Below are 16,970 nucleotides of genomic sequence, written 5' to 3'. Positions count from 1 at the left end.
CGCACCAGATGTTGCGGCTGTTGCAGGGCGATGTGGGCGCGGGCAAGACGCTGGTGGCCTTGCTGGCGATGCTGCGCGCGGTGGAGGCAGGCGCGCAGGCGGCGCTGATGGCCCCGACCGAGATTCTCGCTAAGCAACATTATGCGACGTTTCAGAAACTCTGCCCGGTGCCGGTGGCGTTGTTGACGGGCAATGTGAAGGGGGTTGAGCGGCGGCGGATTCTGGCGGCGCTGGCGGATGGGCGTTTGCCGATTGTGATTGGCACGCACGCGATATTCCAGAAAGAGGTGGCATTTAATGACCTCGCGCTGGCGGTGATTGATGAGCAGCATCGCTTTGGTGTGGACCAGCGGCTGGCGCTGAGCGCCAAGGGAGATGCCGCCGATTTGCTGGTGATGACCGCAACGCCGATACCGCGCACGCTGCTGCTGACCCATTGGGCGGAGATGGAGGTGAGCCGGATTACCGGAAAGCCGGCGGGGCGGCAGAAAATCACCACGACGCTGCACAAGGTCTCGGAACTGGAGAAGGTGCTGGCGGCGATTGAGCGGGCGATCGCGGCGGGGGGGCTGGTGTATTGGGTGTGCCCGCTGGTGACGGAATCCGAGGTGTTGGACATTACCGCGACCGAGGTGCGCTACGCGCAGTTGCGCGAACGCTTCGGTGCGCTGGTGGCGCTGGCGCATGGGCAGCAGGAGGCGGCGGTGCGCGATGCGGCGCTGGACGATTTTGGCGCCGGGCGCTGCAAGATTTTGGTGGCGACGACGGTGATCGAGGTTGGGATGGATGTGCGCGCGGCGAATATCATGGTGATAGAGCATGCCGAGCGGTTTGGCCTGGCGCAGTTGCACCAGCTGCGCGGACGGGTGGGACGCGGCGATGCGAAAAGTTTTTGCCTGCTGCTGCATGATGACAAGATCAGCGGGGGCGCGCGCAAGCGTCTGGCGTTGCTGCGCGATACCGAGGATGGGTTCGTGATTGCCGATGAGGATTTCAGGCTGCGCGGCTCGGGGGATTTTCTCGGCACCAAGCAGTCCGGCCTGCCCGGATACCGGCTGGCGGATGCGGAGAAACATGCGGATTTGTTGCCGATGGCACGCCAGGACGCGGTGCTGCTGTTGCAGCGCGACCCGAGGCTGGAGAGCGAACGCGGGCAGGCGGTGCGGGTGTTGCTGAATTTGTTCGATCAGCGCGAGGCGATTTTGACCGTGCGGGCAGGATGAGGCGCTACCCGGAACATCCGCGCGTGGGCATTGGAATTGTGTTGCTGCGCGGCGATGAGGTTTTGCTGGTCCGCCGCGGGCGGCCGCCGGCGGCGGGGGCGTGGTCGCTGCCCGGCGGCAGGCAGGAGCTGGGCGAGAGCGCGCAGGATTGCGCCCGGCGGGAGCTGCGCGAGGAGACCGGGCTGGAATGCGGGGCGCTGGTGCTGCTCGGGCATGTGGATTCCATCCATTACGATGCCGGGGGGCGCATCGAATATCATTACACCATCCTCGACTTTGGCGCGCGCTATGTGGGCGGCGAGGCGGCGGCGGGCGATGATGTGAGCGAGCTTGCCTGGGTGAGGCAGGATGATTTTGATGCGTATGGGTTGTGGAACGAGGTGCTGCGGATGATCAACCTAGCATTTTCGCAATTGCCGCCTTGAATTTTGGTGAGTCGGGGCGGGTGAGGCTGGAGAACCAGTCCTCCAGCCCGCCGTTTTTGTTGATGAGGTATTTGTAGAAATTCCAGCGGGGTTTGGCGAGAAAGCCCCCCTGCCCCGCCGCCCATTGGAAAAACGGGTGGGCATCAGAACCTTTGACATGGACCTTGGCCATCATGGGGAAGTCAACACCGTAATTGAGTTCGCAGAAGCTGGCGATTTCCGTGGCGGAACCGGGCTCCTGGGCACCAAAATCATTACTGGGGACGCCAATGACCACCAGGCCGCTGGTTTTATGGGCCTGCCAGAGGGCTTCCAGCGCCTTGTACTGCGGGGTGAAGCCGCATTGGGAGGCGGTATTGACGATGAGCAGCGGCCGGCCGGCGAGCGCACGCAGGGGATAAGGCTGCCCCTGGAGGGTCTCGAAGGAGAAATTATAGGCACTGGTCATCGCGGGCTCCTGAATTGAGGGGCGGCGGGGGCAGTGAAGCATTGATCGGCGGGGGGAGCAACGCGGCCCTGGCCATTTGCGGCTGGGGAATTTACAACTTGGCCATGACCGATCAACCGCGCGTACTCGAGCTTATCAATGTCATGGCCGCGCTGCGGCACCCTGTTACGGGCTGCCCCTGGGACAAGGAGCAGGATTTTTCGACGATCGCGCCTTATACGATCGAGGAAGCCTATGAGGTGCGGGCGGCGATCGAGTCCGGGGAGCCGGAAGCGTTGCGCGATGAGCTGGGGGATTTGCTGTTTCAGGTGGTCTACCATGCGCAGATGGCCAGCGAGCGCGGGTGGTTTGGCTTTGACGAGGTGGCGGCGGGAATTACGGAGAAGATGATCCGGCGGCATCCGCATGTGTTTGGCGGCGAGGCGGCGCGCGATGCCGGGGCGCAGAGCGCCGCCTGGGAGGCGCAAAAAGCGCAGGAGCGGCTGGAGAAGGCCGAAAGCGGGACATTGAGCGGGGTGGCGAGCGCCCTGCCCGCTTTGGCGCGGGCGCATAAGTTTTGCGCGCGGGCGGCGCGGGTGGGGTTTGATTGGCCGCATGCGGAGGCGGTGCTGGACAAGCTGGAGGAAGAGGTGCGCGAGTTGCGCGCCGAACTGCCCGGCGCGGCCCCGGCACGGCTGGCCGATGAACTCGGGGATATGTTGTTCGTGATGGCCAATCTGGCGCGCAAGCTGGGGCTGAACGCGGAAGAGTGCCTGGCGGGGGCGAATGCGAAATTCGCCCGCCGGTTTGGCTTTGTGGAAGATGCGCTGGCGCGCGCGGGCAAGACGCCGCAAATGTCTGATCTGGCGGAGATGGACGCGCTCTGGAACAAGGCAAAGGAAGCCGGACTATGAAGACGTTGATGGACGGATATGCGCGGTTCCGCAAAGGGTACTGGCGCCGGCACAAGGCTTTGTTCTCGATGCTGGCGCGCGACGGGCAGTCGCCGCCGGCGATGGTGATCGCCTGCGCGGATTCCCGCGTGGCGCCGGAGGTGATTTTTGATTGCGCGCCGGGGGAGATTTTCGTGGTGCGCAACGTGAGCGCGCTGGTGCCGCCCTATGCGCCCGATACCGGCAACCACGGCACCTCCGCCGCGCTGGAATTCGCGGTGACGGCGCTGAAGGTGTGCACCATCGTGGTGCTGGGCCACAGCCAGTGCGGGGGGATTCGCGCGCTGATGAAGGGGCCCGGCGCCGGCCAGGGGGATTTTATCGCCTCCTGGATGACCATTGCGCATAAAGCGCGCCAGCGGGTTTGCGATTCGCCGCAGGCCGGGGATGCGGATTTCGACTCGCTGTGCCACGCCTGCGAGCATGAGGCGATTCGTGATTCGCTTGAGAATCTGATGACATTTCCCTGGATTGCGGCGCGGGTGGCCGATGGCAGCCTGACTCTGGCGGGGATGCATTTTAACGTACAAACCGGCGGTTTGGTGCCGGTGGGCTGACACCGCCGGGCATGGGCGGGCTGGTATAACAGGCCGGCGGGCGCGCGGCGCCGGGGTTTCAGCCCTGGCGCTTGAGAAACGCGGCAAAAGCCTTCAACGTAGCGGGGGAGATGTGGTGTTCCAGGCCCTCGGCGTCCTGCTCGGCGGCTTCGGGTGGCACGCCGATGGCGGTGAGCACGGCCACCACCAGGCGGTGGCGGGCGCGTGATTTGCCCGCCAGTGTTTCACCCGCGGGGGTGAGGAACACGCCACGATAAGGCAGCGAGGTGGCCAGGCCCTCGCGCTTGAGGCGGCCGATGGCCTTGATGACCGTGGCGTGGCTGACGCCTAAGCGCCGGGCGATGTCAGTCGCGCGGGCCTCGCCGGTGGCGGTGAGCAAATCATCAATCAGCTCCACATAATCCTCCAGCAGCGCATAACTCTGCGCGGCGCGAGCCTTGCTGAAACGCCGCGCCTGGGTGGGCTCTGCGGGCATGGGCGGCGGGGGGCAAGGTTTCAGCAAAACGGGCGATCTCCAGGTGGCGCATTGAAAGGATGACACATTGAAGGCGCGCTTGCAAAAGTGTAGCCAAGGCTACATAATAGAGCTTGATGAACATCAAGACCGAAGCAACCGATCTTTCGCTCTCGGATGTGCATGGTAGCGTGCGCGCGCCGGCCGGCGCGGGGAAATGGCGGCAGTTTTTGGCGGCGTTCGGGCCGGGGTATATCATCGCGGTGGGGTATATGGACCCGGGCAACTGGGCGACGGACCTCGCCGCTGGGTCTAGCTACGGCTATGCGCTGCTGGCCGTGGTGCTGCTGGCCAGCGTGATGGCGATGGTGTTGCAGGCGCTGGCGGCATGGCTGGGGCTGGCGACGGGGCGCGACCTGGCGCAGTTGACGCGCGCGGCGATGCCGCCGTTCTGGGGCGCGGTGATGTGGGTGGCGGCGCAGAGCGCGATTATCGCCTGCGATGTGGCGGAGGTGATCGGCGGCGCCATCGCGCTCAACCTGTTGTTCCATATTCCGCTGCTGCTGGGCGCGGTTTTAACCATCGGCGATGCGTTTGTGGTGCTGATGCTGCTGCGCTCGGGGATGCGGCTGCTGGAGGCGGCGGTGATCGGGCTGTGCAGCGTGATCGCGATGGCGCTGTTCATTGAAATTCTGATGGCGCATGCGGCGCTGGGGCCAATCCTGGCGGGGCTGACGCCGCATATGACGCTGCTGAGCAATCCAGGGATGCTCTATATCGGCGTTGGGATCATCGGCGCCACGGTGATGCCGCATAATTTGTATCTGCACTCGGCTCTGGTGCAGACGCGCCATGTGCATGAGGGCGAGAAAGCCCGGCGCAGCGCCATTTTCTGGGCGCTGGTGGATAGCTGCGCGGCACTGGTGTTCGCGTTTTTCGTGAACGCGGCGATTCTGGTGATGGCGGGCAGCGTGTTCCACGCGCATGGGGAGACGAATGTGCAGGATCTGGGGCGAGCATTCGCGCTGCTCTCGCCGATTCTGGGCAACCGCGCGGCGGCGATTATTTTCGCCGTGGCGTTGCTGGGCTCGGGGATTAACGCCACGGTGACCGGCACGCTGGCCGGGCAGGTGGTGATGGAAGGGTTTTTGCGCATGCGCATGCCCGTGGCGGCGCGCCGGCTGCTCACGCGCGGGCTGGCGGTGCTGCCTGTTGTGGGCGTGCTGGTGTTGGCCGGGCCGGCGGCGGTGAACAAGCTGCTGGTGCTGAGCCAGGTTGTTCTCTCATTGCAGTTGCCGTTTGCAATGCTGCCGCTGATGTTTTTCGTGGTACGGCTGAAGGCGCTCCGCCCGCCGGTTTGGCTGCGCGGGGCGGGCTGGCTGGTAACCGGGTTGATCCTGGTGTTCAACTTCGCGTTACTCTGGAGCACGATTTAACGGCGCTGCCGCCCCTTGCGCTGGTTGTCGCGACGCACAATTTGGATATAGTTGAAACAGCCGGTGCCGCGCGCCACGCAGGTACCGGTAAACTTTGCGCTTTTAGGATAACCCGACTCAGTCATCGTCCGCAGGACGACAAAAAAAGGATAACCGCCGTGGCCAACGATAAGTCTCAGAACGTTCAGGACGTGTTCCTGAATCACGTCCGCAAGAGCAAGACACCTGTGACGGTGTTTCTTGTGAATGGCGTGAAATTACAGGGTGTTATCACCTGGTTTGATAATTTCTCCGTGCTGCTGCGCCGCGATGGGCATACCCAGCTCGTGTATAAGCACGCGATCAGCACCGTGATGCCGGGGGCGCCGATCATGCTGTTCGATGCCTCCAAGGCCGAAGGCGCTGCGGCGGCGCCCGTGGACACCACCGGGACCCTGAAGCTGAACCGCGCGCCCGAGCCGCAGTACGACCCGGACATGGACAACTGACCTCGCGCGAGGACAGCGGGGCGGCTGGGCGGCAGATGAAAGAGACGGCGCCGCCGCCCAAGAGGGCGGCCATACTTCTGCCTTGGGATAAATCAGCTGCACGGCTGAGCGTTGCTTCGCGCTCGGCGGAGGCGCGGCTGGCCGAGGCGGTGGGTCTGGCGGCGAGCATCGGCCTCGTGGTGGTGCATGAACATGTGTTCATCACCCGTAGTGTTACGCCTGCAACCTTGTTCGGCAAGGGGCAGGTGGAAATGGCCAGTGCCGCTCTGGCCGATGCGCTGGTGGATGTGGCCGTGGTGGACGCCAGCCTGACGCCGGTGCAGCAGCGCAACCTGGAGACGGCCTGGGGGGTGAAGGTGATCGACCGGACGGGGTTGATCCTGGATATTTTCGGCGCCCGCGCGCGCACCCGTGAGGGGGCGTTGCAGGTGGAATTGGCGCATCTGGAGTATCAACGCTCGCGGCTCGTGCGTTCATGGACGCATCTGGAGCGCCAGCGCGGCGGCTTCGGGTTTTTAGGCGGGCCGGGGGAGACGCAGATCGAAGCGGACCGGCGCTTGATTGGCGATCGGATTACACGGCTGCGGCTGGAGCTTGAGGACGTGCGGCGCACGCGCGGGCTGCACCGGGGCGCGCGAAAGAAGGTGCCCTACCCCGTGGTGGCGCTTGTGGGCTACACCAATGCCGGAAAATCAACGCTGTTCAATGCGCTGACCGGGGCTGAGGTGATGGCGCAGGACCAGTTGTTCGCAACGCTTGACCCGACGATGCGCGCCATTGTGCTGCCATCGGGCCGGCAGATCATACTTTCTGATACGGTGGGCTTCATCTCCGATCTGCCGACCGAGCTGGTGGCGGCGTTTCGCGCCACGCTGGAGGAGGTGGCGGAAGCCGATGTGCTGCTGCATGTGCGCGACGTGGCGCACCCGGATACGCAGGCGCAGGCGGCCGATGTGCGCGCGGTGCTGAACCGCATGGCCAAGGACGGCACGCTGGATGAGAATTGGCAGGACCGCACGCTGGAGGTGCTGAACAAGGCCGACCTGCTGGGCGGCGTGGGCAGTGTGATCCAGGGCGAGGGCATGGCGGTCTCGGCGCTCACCGGCGAAGGGCTGGAGCGGCTGCGCGCCGGGGTCGACGCGCGGCTGGCGGCGCGGATGGAGGTGCTGGAGATGGAACTGCTGGTGAGCGATGGCGCCAGGATCGCCTGGCTGTACCGCAATGGCGAGGTGCTGGCGCGCGTGGATGGCGAGGAGCTGGTGAAGCTGCGGGTGCGCATGACGGCGGCCGATAAAGCCAGGTTCGAGCGGCTGTGATCGAGGATGTGATCAGCTTGCTGCGCGAAGTGTCGCGCACTGAGATCATGCCGCGCTTCAAGCATCTGGCGGCGGGCGATGTGCGGAGCAAATCCGGCCCGCTGGACCCTGTGACGGTGGCCGATGAGGCGGCCGAACGGGCGCTGGATGCCGGGCTGCGGGCACTCTTTCCAGGCGATGACGTGCTGGGCGAAGAGGCAGTTTCGGCCGATGAGTCGCTGCTGGGACGCCTGGCGCGGCCGGGGCGGGTCTGGATTATCGACCCGATTGACGGCACCGCGAATTTTGCCGCCGAGCTGCCGCTGTTTGGCGTGATGGCGGCGCTGGTGGAGGAAGACCGGATTCTGGCCGGGTTCATCCATGATCCGGTGAGCGATGATACCGCGGTCGCGACGCTGGGCGGCGGTGCCTGGATGGTGGCGGCCGATGGCACGCGGCGGCGGCTGCGGGTGGCGGCGCCGGTTCCCGTGGCGCGGATGACAGGCTCGATGTCCTGGCGGTACATGGAAGAGCCGCTGCGCAGCCATGTGCTGCACCGGCTGGACCGGATGGCGGCGGTGACGGATTATCGCTGCGCCGCGCACCAATACCGGATGCTGGCCGCCGGGCATTGCCACGCGCAGATGTTTCGCAAGCTGCTGCCCTGGGACCATGCGGCGGGGTTTTTGCTGCACCAGGAGGCCGGCGGCTATGGGCGGCGGTTTGATGGTTCGGCATATACCCCCTCGGTCACCGGCGGCGGGCTGCTGCTCACCCCCGATGCGGCAAGCTGGAAGGAATTGGCCGAGGCTTTGCTGCGATGAGCGCAAGGGGGCGGCGGGCCGTGCTGGTGCTGGGGATGCATCGCAGCGGCACATCGGCGCTGGCCAGGTTGCTAAACCTCTGCGGCGCGGCCTTGCCGGAGGCGCTGGTTGAGGCGGCGGCGGATGTGAACGCCACCGGGTTTTGGGAATCGCGGGCGCTGCTGGCGCTGCATGATGAGATTTTGGCGGCGGCGGGCGGCTCCTGGCATGATCTGCGGGCGATGGATGCGGGCTGGTTCGCGAGCGATGCGGCGGCGGTGTTCCGCGCGCGGCTGGGCACGTTGTTGGCCAGTGAATATGGCGCGGCGCCGCTGCTGCTGGTGAAAGACCCCAGGCTGTGCCGGTTGCTGCCGCTGTGGCGCCCGGTGCTGGCGGAGCTGGGCATTGAGCCGCTGGTGGTGCTAGCGGTGCGCCATCCGCTGGAGGTTGCGGCCTCGCTGCGTGTGCGCGACGGGGTTGGCGAAGGCAAGGCGCTGCTGCTGTGGCTGCGCCATGTGCTGGCCGCCGAGCAGGACAGCCGAGGGATGCGGCGCGCATTCGTGACCTATGAGCAGGTTTTGGCCGATGCGCCGGGCATGGTTGAGCGGCTGGGCCGGGAACTGGGGATGGACTGGCCGCGCGCGCCGGAGGTTGCGGCGGCGGAGATGCGGGCGTTTTTGTCCCCTGCCCTGCGCCACCATGAGCGCGATGCGGACGAGGTGCTGGGAAACACGGCTGTGCCCTGGGAGGTGCGCGAGGCGTATCGCTGGCACATCGCCGCGGCGGCCGGTGAGGCGCCGGGCGATGGGCTGGATGCGATTGCGGCTGATCTGGCCGTGGCGGAGCCCCTGTTTGGCGGTGCGCTGGCGGCGCTGGAGGATGCGGCACGCACCCGCGCGGCGGAGCTGCGGCACTGGATTGATTCAGCGGTGGAACGCTATGAGGCGATTGTGACGTTGCGGGCGTTTATCGAGCATCAGCAGCGCGAGATTGACCGGCTGGCGGCGCATGCGCGGGCGATTGAAAGCAGCCGCATGTGGCGGACGATGGCGCCGGTGCGCCAGGCGTTGCGGCGGTGGCGCGGACGGGGGGAAATGAAATGAGGCTTTTCAGGCGGGATGTGATGGCTGGGCTGGGCGGGCTGGCGCTGGCGCGCAAGGCGCGGGCAGCTTCGGTATTACGCATCGTCGCGGCGGAGAATATGTATGGGGATATTGCCGGGCAGATAAGCGGCGGGCTGGCGCGCGTGACCAGCATACTGAAAAACCCAAATGAAGATCCGCATATGTTCTCAGCCAGCCCCTCGGTGGCGCGGGAGTTGGCGGCGGCGGATGTCGTGATTGTCAACGGCGCGGATTATGACCCCTGGATGGGGCCGCTGCTGGCGGCCTCCGCCGCGCCGGGGCGGGTTGTGATCAATGTCGCCACGCTGTTGGGGCGCAAGCCGGGGGATAATCCGCATTTATGGTACGACCCGGCGGTCGCACCCGCGCTCATCGCGCGGCTGGTGGCGGTGCTGGCGGCGAAGGATCCCGCCGGCGCCGCGGTGTATCAGCGCAATGGCGCCCGGTTGCTGGATGCGTTGGCGCCGGTTTATGCGCGCGTGGCGGCGATGCGGGCGAAATACGCCGGGACGCCGGTCAGCGCGACGGAGCCGGTGTTCGGGCTGATGGCGCGCGCGCTCGGGCTGGTGATGCGCAACCAGCGTTTTCAACGGGCGGTGATGAACGGCACGGAACCGGCCCCTTCTGACATGGCGGCGTTCGAGGATGATTTGCGGCGGCGGCGGGTGCGGGTGTTGTTCTATAACGCGCAGGTTACGGATGATCTGACCGCCTCGCTGCGGGCGCTGGCGCGGCGCTCCGGCGTGCCGGTGGTGGGGGTGAGCGAAACCGAACCGGCGGGGATGGATTATCAACAATGGCTGAGCAGTGGACTGGACAGCGTGGATAAGGCACTGGGTGGCGGATGATTTCACTGCAAAATGTCACCATTACGCGCGGCGGGCAGGATGTGCTGCGCGATATATCGCTGGCGTTTCGCGATAGCGAGTTTGTCGGCGTGCTGGGGCCGAACGGCGCCGGGAAAACCACGCTGTTCCGCGCGATTCTGGGGTTGCAGCCACTGAGTGCCGGGCGCATCGAGGTATTTGGCGCGCCGGCGCGGCGGGGCAACCAGGATATCGGCTATATGCCGCAGACACGCAGCACCCTGCCCCCCTCCAACATCTGCGGATTCGATGTTTTGGCCAATGCCGCGCGCGGGCATGAGTTTGGCTTGCCGCTGAGCGGCAGGCGGCTGCGCGAAGAGGTGATGGCGGCGCTGGAGGATGTGGACGGGGTGGAGCTGGCGGCGCGGCCGTTGGCGCGGCTCTCCGGCGGGCAGCGCCAGCGCCTGTTGCTGGCCACTGCCCTGCTGGGGGCGCCGAAGCTGCTGCTGCTGGACGAGCCGCTGATAAGCCTGGACCCGGCGGCGCAAGCGGCGATGATCGCGCTGATCGCGCGGCTGCGGCGCACGCGTAATCTAACCGTGCTGTTCGCCGCCCATGATATAAACCCGCTGCTCGGCAGCATGGACCGTGTACTCTACCTTTCAGCCGGACATGCCGCGCTGGGCACGGTGGACGAGGTGATCACCAGTGAGGGCCTCTCAAAGCTCTACGGCTCCAAAATTGAGGTGCTGCGTGCGGGGGGGCGGATTTTCGTGCTCTCCGACCGGCCCGATGCGCATAATATGTGTGACCATGCTTGATTATGATTTTATGCGCCATGCGTTTCTCGCGGCCGGGATTGTGGCCGTGCTGGCGGGGTTTGTCGGTTATTTCCTGGTGCTGCGGGGGCAGGCGTTTGCAGGGCATGCGCTGAGCCATGTAGGTTTTGCCGGAGCCACGGGGGCGGTGCTGCTGGGCGTCTCGCCGCTGGCGGGGATGCTGGGGGTAACGGTGCTGGGCGGCGTGCTGATGGGCGCGCTGGGAGAAAGGCTGGCCGAGCGCGATATCGCCATCGGGGTGATTTTAACCATGTCGCTCGGGCTGGGGCTCTTGTTCCTGCATTTTTTCACCAGCTATGCCACGGCGGCAACGGCGCTGCTGTTTGGCGACGTGCTGGGGGTGGATCTGCCGACGATTTACGCGCTGCTCGGGCTGGCGGCGCTCTCGCTGGGGATATTGGGGGTGATTGCGCGGCCATTGCTGTTTGCCAGCCTCAACCCGGAGTTGGCGGAGGCGAAGGGCGTTTCGCTGCGCGGGCTAGGGCTTGTGTTTCTGGGCCTGGTGGGGCTGACCACGGCGGCCTGTGCGCAGATTGTGGGCGTATTGCTGGTATTTGCGCTGATGGTTGGCCCGGCGGCGACGGCGCAGCGGCTGAGCATGCGCGTATTGCCGGGGCTGGGATTGGCGGCGGGGATTGCGCTGGCCGAAGCCTGGGCGGGAATTGCGCTTAGCTATTACACGGACTGGCCGGCGAGCTTCTGGATTTCGGCGCTCAGCGGTGTGGTGTATCTGTTGAGCGTGGTTTTTCGGGCGCGATAGGTTCGGAGTGATCCGCTTTGCGGGTCAATCCCAACGCATATGGCTCTAGGACCAATCGACACTCATGACGCAGGATACCGCGCGCGGTATGCTGCGCAGCAATGGCTGCGTTATCATACCTGTCAGCCTTAAGGCTGACAGGTATGCGCGCGGGGCTGGTGGGGCGGCCGCGCGCAAAATCAAGAGCTTATACCAGCCTGCCACCAAACCCAGAGAGTCAAGCTCTTGGCGGGCTGGTATCAGTGTGCCATCTCTGGCACGTTGGGTTGCCCACTCGTCATTTTGCTCCAGGAGCAAAGCGCCGATGAGCCTGACCACGGCGTCTTCGTTAGAGAAGATGCCGGTGGCCTGCTCGTCCCTTCCGTCCGCTGCCCGGTGCAGCAGACTTCAGGGGCAGGACACTAAATCAACCGTGGCCTGCTCGTCCCTTCCGTTCGCTGCCCGGTGCAGCAGACTTCAGGGGCAGGACACTAGCCGCCTCGCCACCTCCTCGTTACACTCCTTTTATGGTTGATTTCACCCTCTGCCCTTGCGGCTCCGGCCTGCGGCGCGTCCGCTGCTGCGGGCTTGATCTCTCAACGCTTAGCCCGCCCGAAGCTGCCAATGCCCTCGTGCCAATGCTCGCCCAGGCGGAAGCGGCGCTGAAAGCCGGGGACATCGAGACGGCTGAAAACAATGTCCGCCATATGTTGGAACTCGCGCCGGGGCGCGAGGACGCGCTGCTGTTTCTCTACCGGCTTTCGCGCCAGCAAAACCGCATGGATGCGGCCGAGGCGCTGATCCGCCGCGTGGTCGCCATCAACCCGAACAATTTCGGGGCGACCAACGAGCTGACCCTGATGCTGCTCGGCAAAGGCGCGCTGGCGGAAGCTGAAATCCACGCCCGCAACGCCATCCGCATCGCCCCGCAAAACGCGCAGGCGCATAATCTCATGGGGCTGGTGTTGACCGAGGCAAACCGACCGCTGATCGGCGAATACCATTACCGCCGGGTGCTGGAACTGGCCGAGGCGGAGGAGCCGATCACGCTTGCCAACCTGGCCTGGAATTTGAAGAACCAAGGGCGAATCGACGAGGCGCGGGCGCTGTACCGGCGCTCGATGGAGCGCAAGCCCGATGTGCTGCAAACCGTGCTGGGCTTCGCCAAGATGGAGGAGGCCGACCGCAAGTTTGATGCGGCGCTGAAATTGCTCGACGAGGCCGAGCGCCTGCTGCCCGACAACCCCAGCGTGCAGCTTACCCGCGCCACCGTGCTCGCCCGCCAGAAAAAAACTGAGGCCGCGCTGGCGATTCTGCACGAGCCTGAGGAGGGCACCGAAGCCGCGCCGAAGCTGCGGCTTGGCCCGGCTGAGCTCTCGGAGAAGGGCCGCCTGCTCGACCAGCTTGGCCGGTATGACGAAGCTTTCGCCGCGTTTGACTCCGCCAAGAAGCGCGCAATGGCGCATGGCGCCCGGCCCTATATGGCGGAAGCGGCCAATGACCTCGCCGGCCGGTTAAAGGGGTTTTTCAGTGCACGGCGCTTGAAAACCCTGCCGGTGGCCGAGCTTCGCCGCGATTTTCCGCAGCCGGTGTTCATCGTGGGGTTTCCTCGCTCGGGCACCACGCTGATCGAGCAGACGCTGACCGTGCATCCGCGCATCTCGGCCGGGGACGAGTTGCCCTATATCAACGACATCACGCAGATCATGCCGCGGCTGCTGGCCAGCCCGCTCAACTACCCGGACGCGCTGGCCGAGCTTTGGATGGGCGACCAGCGCGAGGGCCTGAACGAGCTGCGTGACTATTACCTGAACCGCGCCGCCAAGAGCGGTATCTTCAAGGAGGGCGCTGATTTTTTTACCGACAAAATGCCGCTGAATGAGACGCATCTCGGCCTCATCGCGCTGCTGTTTCCTCAATCGCCAATCATCCATGTGATCCGCCACCCGCTGGACGTGCTGCTCTCTGTCTACTCCAACCACCTGACGCACGGATTTTTCTGCGCGGCGGCAATGGAGAGCATCGCGCAGCACTATAATCTGGTTGCGGAGCTGATCGCGCATTACCGCCAGAATGTGAACATGCGCTACCTGCCGGTGCGCTATGAGGACATGGTGGTGGACCAGGAGGCGAATGTGCGGAAGATTCTCGCGTTCATCGGCGTCGATTTCGACCCGCGCTGCCTGAGCTTCGAGCAGAACACCCGCTACGCCCGCACCGCGAGCTACGCGCAGGTGACGGAGAAACTCTATGACAGGTCACGCTACCGCTACCGGCCGTATCTGGCGCATCTGGAGCCGGTGCTGGAGAGCCTTCGTCCGGTCATTGATCGGCTGGGTTACGTCATCGACAAGCCAGAATAAGGAGCCAACATGTTCAAACAACCATTTAGCGTGGCCGTCCTCATCACCCTGGCGGGGGCCGTTCCGTTTTTGGCGCTCGGCGCCGTGGTGCTGCTGGACCCGCTGGGGTCTAAAACCGCGATCGAGGTGCTGATCAGCTATGGCGCGGTCATCCTTTCCTTCACTGGCGCGGTGCATTGGGGCTTTGCCCTACGCGAGAGCGCGCATCCGCTAAACGGCGCGCCGCTCAGCCCGGCGGTGTTGGGCTCTGAGCGGCAACTGCTCATCTTCGGCATCATCCCCGCGGTTATCGGCTGGCTGGCGCTCTCAGTCATGCTGCATTTCCAGGCGCCGGCGCTGGCGCTGTTCCTGCTGCTGGTGGGGTTTTTCGTTACCATCGTGGTGGAGACGATCGGGCGCGGCCGCGGGGTGGTGGCCGCCAATTATCTCACGCTGCGCTGGGTGGTCTCAATTATCGTGCTGCTGGTGCTGCTCAGCGTGCTGGCAACCGTGCTGGCCGGCATGCGCGTGGGCTGATATGCCCGCCGCACTGGGAAAGCACCTCGCAAACCAGGGCGGAACCGGCTATCACTAAGCGCTGTGAATGTAGGCCATATCATGGGTATCGACCGGTTTTTCAGCATCATCGCGGGCGGCATCGACCAGTATGCGATCCTGCCCGTTCTCTATCATTTCGGCTGGATGGAGTGGGGGGACCTCTCCTTCGACTGGGCGCTGGTGTGCGTCTACGGCATGTTCGCGGTGATCGTGACCTACGCGATCTGCTGGCCGCTGGAGCATCTGTTCCCCATCGAGCATTGGGACAACAAAAAAGCCGTGGCGGTGGACGTGTTCTACACTTTCGTCTCGCGGGTGGGCGTGATCCCCATCGTCAATTTTCTGATATTCTATCAGGTGCAGACGTGGTTTTCGGGCATGCTGGTGAGTGCGGGGTATATTCCGCCAACGCTGGAGACGATGTTCCCCGCGCTGTTTGGCCATCCGCTGGCCGCCTTTTTGTGCTACGCACTGATCCTGGATCTGGCCGACTACTGGCGCCACCGGCTCTCGCACAGCTTCCGCGCCTGGTACGCGTTGCATGCGCTGCACCATGCACAACGGCAAATGAGTTTCTGGTCGGATGACCGCAACCATCTGTTTGACGATGTGATCTCCTTCTTCTGGTTCTTCGCCATCGGGCTGGCGATCGGCATTCCGCCGTTGCAGTTCCCGCTGTTGATCCTGCTGCTTCGCTTCATTGAGAGTTTTTCGCACGCCAATATCAAGGTCTCGTTCGGGCCGCTGGAATATGTTCTGGTCTCGCCGCGCTTCCACCGCCTGCACCACGCGCTGCGCGCCGCCGGGCGCTCCTCGTTCAACTACGGCGGGGTATTCACATTTTGGGACATTATTTTCCGCACCGCTGATTTCTCGCCGGTGTGGATGCCCACCGGCGACGCGAGAGCGCCCGAGAAACTGGCCACCGGCACTTATCTGGAACAGCAACTCACAGGGGTGAGGATGTTCAGCGCGGCCCTGCTTGGCAGACGAGCCCCAAGTTAATACAAGGCGTCCTCATGGAACATAAAGTCAAAAAAGTTGTGCTCGCCTACTCCGGCGGGCTGGATACCTCGGTCATTCTGCGCTGGTTGCAAAACACCTATGAGTGCGAGGTGGTGACCTTTACCGCCGATCTCGGCCAGGGCGAGGAGCTGGAGCCAGCCCGCGCCAAGGCCGAGATGTTCGGCATCAAGCAGATTTTCATCGAGGATCTGCGCGAGACCTTCGTGAAGGATTTCGTCTTCCCGATGTTCCGCGCCAATGCGGTGTATGAGGGCCAGTATCTGCTCGGCACCTCCATCGCCCGCCCGCTCATCGCGCAACGGCAGATCGAGATCGCCGAGATGGTCGGCGCGGATGCGGTGGCGCATGGCGCAACCGGCAAAGGCAACGACCAGGTGCGCTTCGAGCTTGGCTATTACGCGCTGAACCCGAATATCCGCGTGATCGCCCCCTGGCGCGAATGGGACCTCACCTCGCGCACCCGGCTGATCGAATACGCCGAGGCCAACCAGATCCCCATCACCAAGGACAAGCGCGGTGAAGCGCCGTTCTCGGTGGATGCCAATTTGCTGCACTCCTCCTCGGAGGGGAAGATCCTCGAAGATCCCGCCGTGGAACCGGAGGAGGTTGTGTATCAGCGCACCATCAGCCCGATGGATGCGCCCGACCAGCCCACCGAAATCTCCATCGGCTTCGCCAATGGTGACGCTGTGGAACTGAACGGCGAGGCGCTCTCGCCGGCCACCATCCTCACGCGCCTGAACGCCTACGGCAAGGCCAATGGCATCGGCCGGCTGGACCTGGTGGAGAACCGCTTCGTCGGCATGAAGTCGCGCGGGGTGTATGAGACGCCGGGCGGGACGATCTTGTTGCAGGCGCACCGGGCCATCGAGTCCATCACGCTGGACCGCGAGGCCGGGCATTTGAAGGACAGCATCATGCCCCGCTATGCGGAGCTGATCTATAACGGCTTCTGGTTCTCGCCCGAACGGCGGATGCTACAAGCGTTGATCGACACGTCGCAAGCCTCAGTCACCGGCACGGTGCGGCTGAAGCTCTATAAGGGCAATGTGATCGTCATCGGGCGCGAAAGCCCGCATTCGCTCTACTCAACGCGGATGGTGACATTCGAGGACGATGCCGGCGCCTATAACCAGCAGGACGCCGCCGGTTTCATCAAGCTAAACTCGCTGCGCCTGCGGTTGGGGGCGGCAATCGGCCGGCGCGGCGGCAGCCTGTAGAGAGGAAAACTTTGATCCGCCGGTTCGAATAAACCGAATAGAGGGCTTCCGGCCGGCGGAACACAAAGAGAACGAAAAGTTAATTTTAATGTTGCTATTTTGTTCTACCCCTGGCAACCTGCGTTTCAGATCTTCATTTTGGCATTCCAAGGAAAACACGCTATGGTTGCACCCGCGTCAGGACCAAAACGCCGTTTGACGGCAGTCGATTCGGTGTCGGACGGTGGGGAAACAGCAATGACCAGGAAGCCGGAC

Annotated in this window: 18 protein-coding genes; 16 read left to right on the top strand and 2 right to left on the bottom strand. The window is 64.3% G+C overall.

What is annotated here, in order from left to right; all coding sequences use genetic code 11:
* Both PHE40_RS00570 and PHE40_RS00565 read left to right on the top strand, forming a co-directional pair.
* Window positions 1-1,223, top strand: a 1,223-nt coding sequence (locus PHE40_RS00570; protein WP_299956501.1) for an ATP-dependent DNA helicase RecG, incomplete at its 5' end; no start/stop codon positions are given.
* Window positions 1,220-1,648: an NUDIX hydrolase gene (locus tag PHE40_RS00565; RefSeq protein ID WP_299956498.1), complete on the top strand. Its 429-nt coding sequence runs from the start codon at window positions 1,220-1,222 to the stop codon at window positions 1,646-1,648. The genes PHE40_RS00570 and PHE40_RS00565, both read left to right, overlap by 4 nt.
* On the opposite strand, the gene PHE40_RS00560 is transcribed toward PHE40_RS00565, so the two are convergent.
* Window positions 1,617-2,096 (bottom strand): glutathione peroxidase, encoded by a 480-nt coding sequence (locus tag PHE40_RS00560; protein WP_299956495.1) that lies wholly within the window; start codon window positions 2,094-2,096, stop codon window positions 1,617-1,619. The two genes, PHE40_RS00565 and PHE40_RS00560, sit on opposite strands and share 32 nt — an antisense overlap.
* 104 nt (window positions 2,097-2,200) lie before the next feature.
* Between PHE40_RS00560 and mazG the strand changes: the two genes are divergently transcribed.
* Both mazG and PHE40_RS00550 read left to right on the top strand, forming a co-directional pair.
* Complete coding sequence (gene mazG / locus PHE40_RS00555; RefSeq protein ID WP_299956492.1) at window positions 2,201-2,989, top strand: nucleoside triphosphate pyrophosphohydrolase; 789 nt, start codon at window positions 2,201-2,203, stop codon at window positions 2,987-2,989.
* The gene (locus tag PHE40_RS00550) at window positions 2,986-3,585 is read left to right on the top strand and encodes a carbonic anhydrase (RefSeq protein ID WP_299956489.1); all 600 of its coding nucleotides are present in this window, start codon (window positions 2,986-2,988) and stop codon (window positions 3,583-3,585) included. Before mazG ends, PHE40_RS00550 begins: the two co-directional genes overlap by 4 nt.
* Before the next feature lie 58 nt (window positions 3,586-3,643).
* Here the strand turns inward: PHE40_RS00550 and mntR are convergent, their stop codons facing one another.
* Complete coding sequence (gene mntR / locus PHE40_RS00545) at window positions 3,644-4,060, bottom strand: manganese-binding transcriptional regulator MntR (RefSeq protein WP_291425668.1); 417 nt, start codon at window positions 4,058-4,060, stop codon at window positions 3,644-3,646.
* Window positions 4,061-4,176: 116 nt separating this feature from the next.
* Between mntR and PHE40_RS00540 the strand changes: the two genes are divergently transcribed.
* From PHE40_RS00540 to PHE40_RS00485, 12 genes are all read left to right on the top strand, one after another.
* Window positions 4,177-5,475: an Nramp family divalent metal transporter gene (locus tag PHE40_RS00540; protein ID WP_299956480.1), complete on the top strand. Its 1,299-nt coding sequence runs from the start codon at window positions 4,177-4,179 to the stop codon at window positions 5,473-5,475.
* A gap of 158 nt (window positions 5,476-5,633) precedes the next feature.
* Entirely contained in the window at window positions 5,634-5,963 is a 330-nt protein-coding gene (gene hfq, locus PHE40_RS00535) for an RNA chaperone Hfq (protein ID WP_299956476.1), read from the top strand.
* 35 nt (window positions 5,964-5,998) lie between these two features.
* Window positions 5,999-7,279 (top strand): GTPase HflX, encoded by a 1,281-nt coding sequence (gene hflX, locus PHE40_RS00530; RefSeq protein ID WP_299956473.1) that lies wholly within the window; start codon window positions 5,999-6,001, stop codon window positions 7,277-7,279.
* Window positions 7,276-8,082 carry an inositol monophosphatase family protein gene (locus PHE40_RS00525; RefSeq protein WP_299956470.1) on the top strand — a complete coding sequence of 269 codons (807 nt, stop codon included), beginning with the start codon at window positions 7,276-7,278 and terminating at the stop codon, window positions 8,080-8,082. Before hflX ends, PHE40_RS00525 begins: the two co-directional genes overlap by 4 nt.
* Complete coding sequence (locus PHE40_RS00520) at window positions 8,079-9,164, top strand: sulfotransferase family protein (protein ID WP_299956467.1); 1,086 nt, start codon at window positions 8,079-8,081, stop codon at window positions 9,162-9,164. The genes PHE40_RS00525 and PHE40_RS00520 overlap by 4 nt, the downstream gene beginning before the upstream one ends.
* Window positions 9,161-10,033: a metal ABC transporter solute-binding protein, Zn/Mn family gene (locus PHE40_RS00515; RefSeq protein WP_299956464.1), complete on the top strand. Its 873-nt coding sequence runs from the start codon at window positions 9,161-9,163 to the stop codon at window positions 10,031-10,033. The genes PHE40_RS00520 and PHE40_RS00515 overlap by 4 nt, the downstream gene beginning before the upstream one ends.
* Window positions 10,030-10,812: a metal ABC transporter ATP-binding protein gene (locus tag PHE40_RS00510; protein WP_299956461.1), complete on the top strand. Its 783-nt coding sequence runs from the start codon at window positions 10,030-10,032 to the stop codon at window positions 10,810-10,812. Before PHE40_RS00515 ends, PHE40_RS00510 begins: the two co-directional genes overlap by 4 nt.
* On the top strand, window positions 10,805-11,590 hold the full coding sequence (locus tag PHE40_RS00505; protein WP_299956458.1) for a metal ABC transporter permease: 786 nt from the start codon (window positions 10,805-10,807) through the stop codon (window positions 11,588-11,590). The genes PHE40_RS00510 and PHE40_RS00505 overlap by 8 nt, the downstream gene beginning before the upstream one ends.
* A 506-nt stretch (window positions 11,591-12,096) precedes the next feature.
* The gene (locus PHE40_RS00500) at window positions 12,097-13,932 is read left to right on the top strand and encodes a tetratricopeptide repeat-containing sulfotransferase family protein (protein WP_299956455.1); all 1,836 of its coding nucleotides are present in this window, start codon (window positions 12,097-12,099) and stop codon (window positions 13,930-13,932) included.
* 9 nt (window positions 13,933-13,941) lie between these two features.
* A complete protein-coding gene (locus PHE40_RS00495; RefSeq protein WP_299956452.1) occupies window positions 13,942-14,448 on the top strand; it encodes a DUF3429 domain-containing protein in 507 nt (168 codons plus the stop codon).
* An 81-nt stretch (window positions 14,449-14,529) separates the two neighbouring features.
* Window positions 14,530-15,474 carry a sterol desaturase family protein gene (locus PHE40_RS00490; protein ID WP_299956449.1) on the top strand — a complete coding sequence of 315 codons (945 nt, stop codon included), beginning with the start codon at window positions 14,530-14,532 and terminating at the stop codon, window positions 15,472-15,474.
* 14 nt (window positions 15,475-15,488) lie between these two features.
* Complete coding sequence (locus tag PHE40_RS00485) at window positions 15,489-16,715, top strand: argininosuccinate synthase (RefSeq protein ID WP_299956446.1); 1,227 nt, start codon at window positions 15,489-15,491, stop codon at window positions 16,713-16,715.
* The last annotated feature ends 255 nt before the right edge of the window (window positions 16,716-16,970 follow it).

The organism is Acidocella sp. (assembly GCF_028687955.1).
In the GTDB taxonomy this organism is placed as follows: domain Bacteria; phylum Pseudomonadota; class Alphaproteobacteria; order Acetobacterales; family Acetobacteraceae; genus Acidocella.
The sequence above is the reverse complement of the archived record's forward strand: the minus strand, read 5'-3'. Positions and strand labels throughout refer to the sequence as shown.

Bases quoted from the DNA above. Each gene is read 5' to 3' on its own strand.
- PHE40_RS00550 (WP_299956489.1), top strand. From the start codon at position 2,986: ATGAAGACGTTGATGGACGGATATGCGCGGTTCCGCAAAGGGTACTGG.
- PHE40_RS00490 (WP_299956449.1), top strand. From the start codon at position 14,530: ATGGGTATCGACCGGTTTTTCAGCATCATCGCGGGCGGCATCGACCAG.
- PHE40_RS00485 (WP_299956446.1), top strand. From the start codon at position 15,489: ATGGAACATAAAGTCAAAAAAGTTGTGCTCGCCTACTCCGGCGGGCTG.
- PHE40_RS00495 (WP_299956452.1), top strand. From the start codon at position 13,942: ATGTTCAAACAACCATTTAGCGTGGCCGTCCTCATCACCCTGGCGGGG.
- PHE40_RS00510 (WP_299956461.1), top strand. From the start codon at position 10,030: ATGATTTCACTGCAAAATGTCACCATTACGCGCGGCGGGCAGGATGTG.
- PHE40_RS00515 (WP_299956464.1), top strand. From the start codon at position 9,161: ATGAGGCTTTTCAGGCGGGATGTGATGGCTGGGCTGGGCGGGCTGGCG.
- PHE40_RS00565 (WP_299956498.1), top strand. From the start codon at position 1,220: ATGAGGCGCTACCCGGAACATCCGCGCGTGGGCATTGGAATTGTGTTG.
- mntR (WP_291425668.1), bottom strand. From the start codon at position 4,060: ATGCCCGCAGAGCCCACCCAGGCGCGGCGTTTCAGCAAGGCTCGCGCC.
- PHE40_RS00520 (WP_299956467.1), top strand. From the start codon at position 8,079: ATGAGCGCAAGGGGGCGGCGGGCCGTGCTGGTGCTGGGGATGCATCGC.
- PHE40_RS00500 (WP_299956455.1), top strand. From the start codon at position 12,097: ATGGTTGATTTCACCCTCTGCCCTTGCGGCTCCGGCCTGCGGCGCGTC.
- hflX (WP_299956473.1), top strand. From the start codon at position 5,999: ATGAAAGAGACGGCGCCGCCGCCCAAGAGGGCGGCCATACTTCTGCCT.
- PHE40_RS00560 (WP_299956495.1), bottom strand. From the start codon at position 2,096: ATGACCAGTGCCTATAATTTCTCCTTCGAGACCCTCCAGGGGCAGCCT.
- PHE40_RS00540 (WP_299956480.1), top strand. From the start codon at position 4,177: ATGAACATCAAGACCGAAGCAACCGATCTTTCGCTCTCGGATGTGCAT.
- mazG (WP_299956492.1), top strand. From the start codon at position 2,201: ATGACCGATCAACCGCGCGTACTCGAGCTTATCAATGTCATGGCCGCG.
- PHE40_RS00505 (WP_299956458.1), top strand. From the start codon at position 10,805: ATGCTTGATTATGATTTTATGCGCCATGCGTTTCTCGCGGCCGGGATT.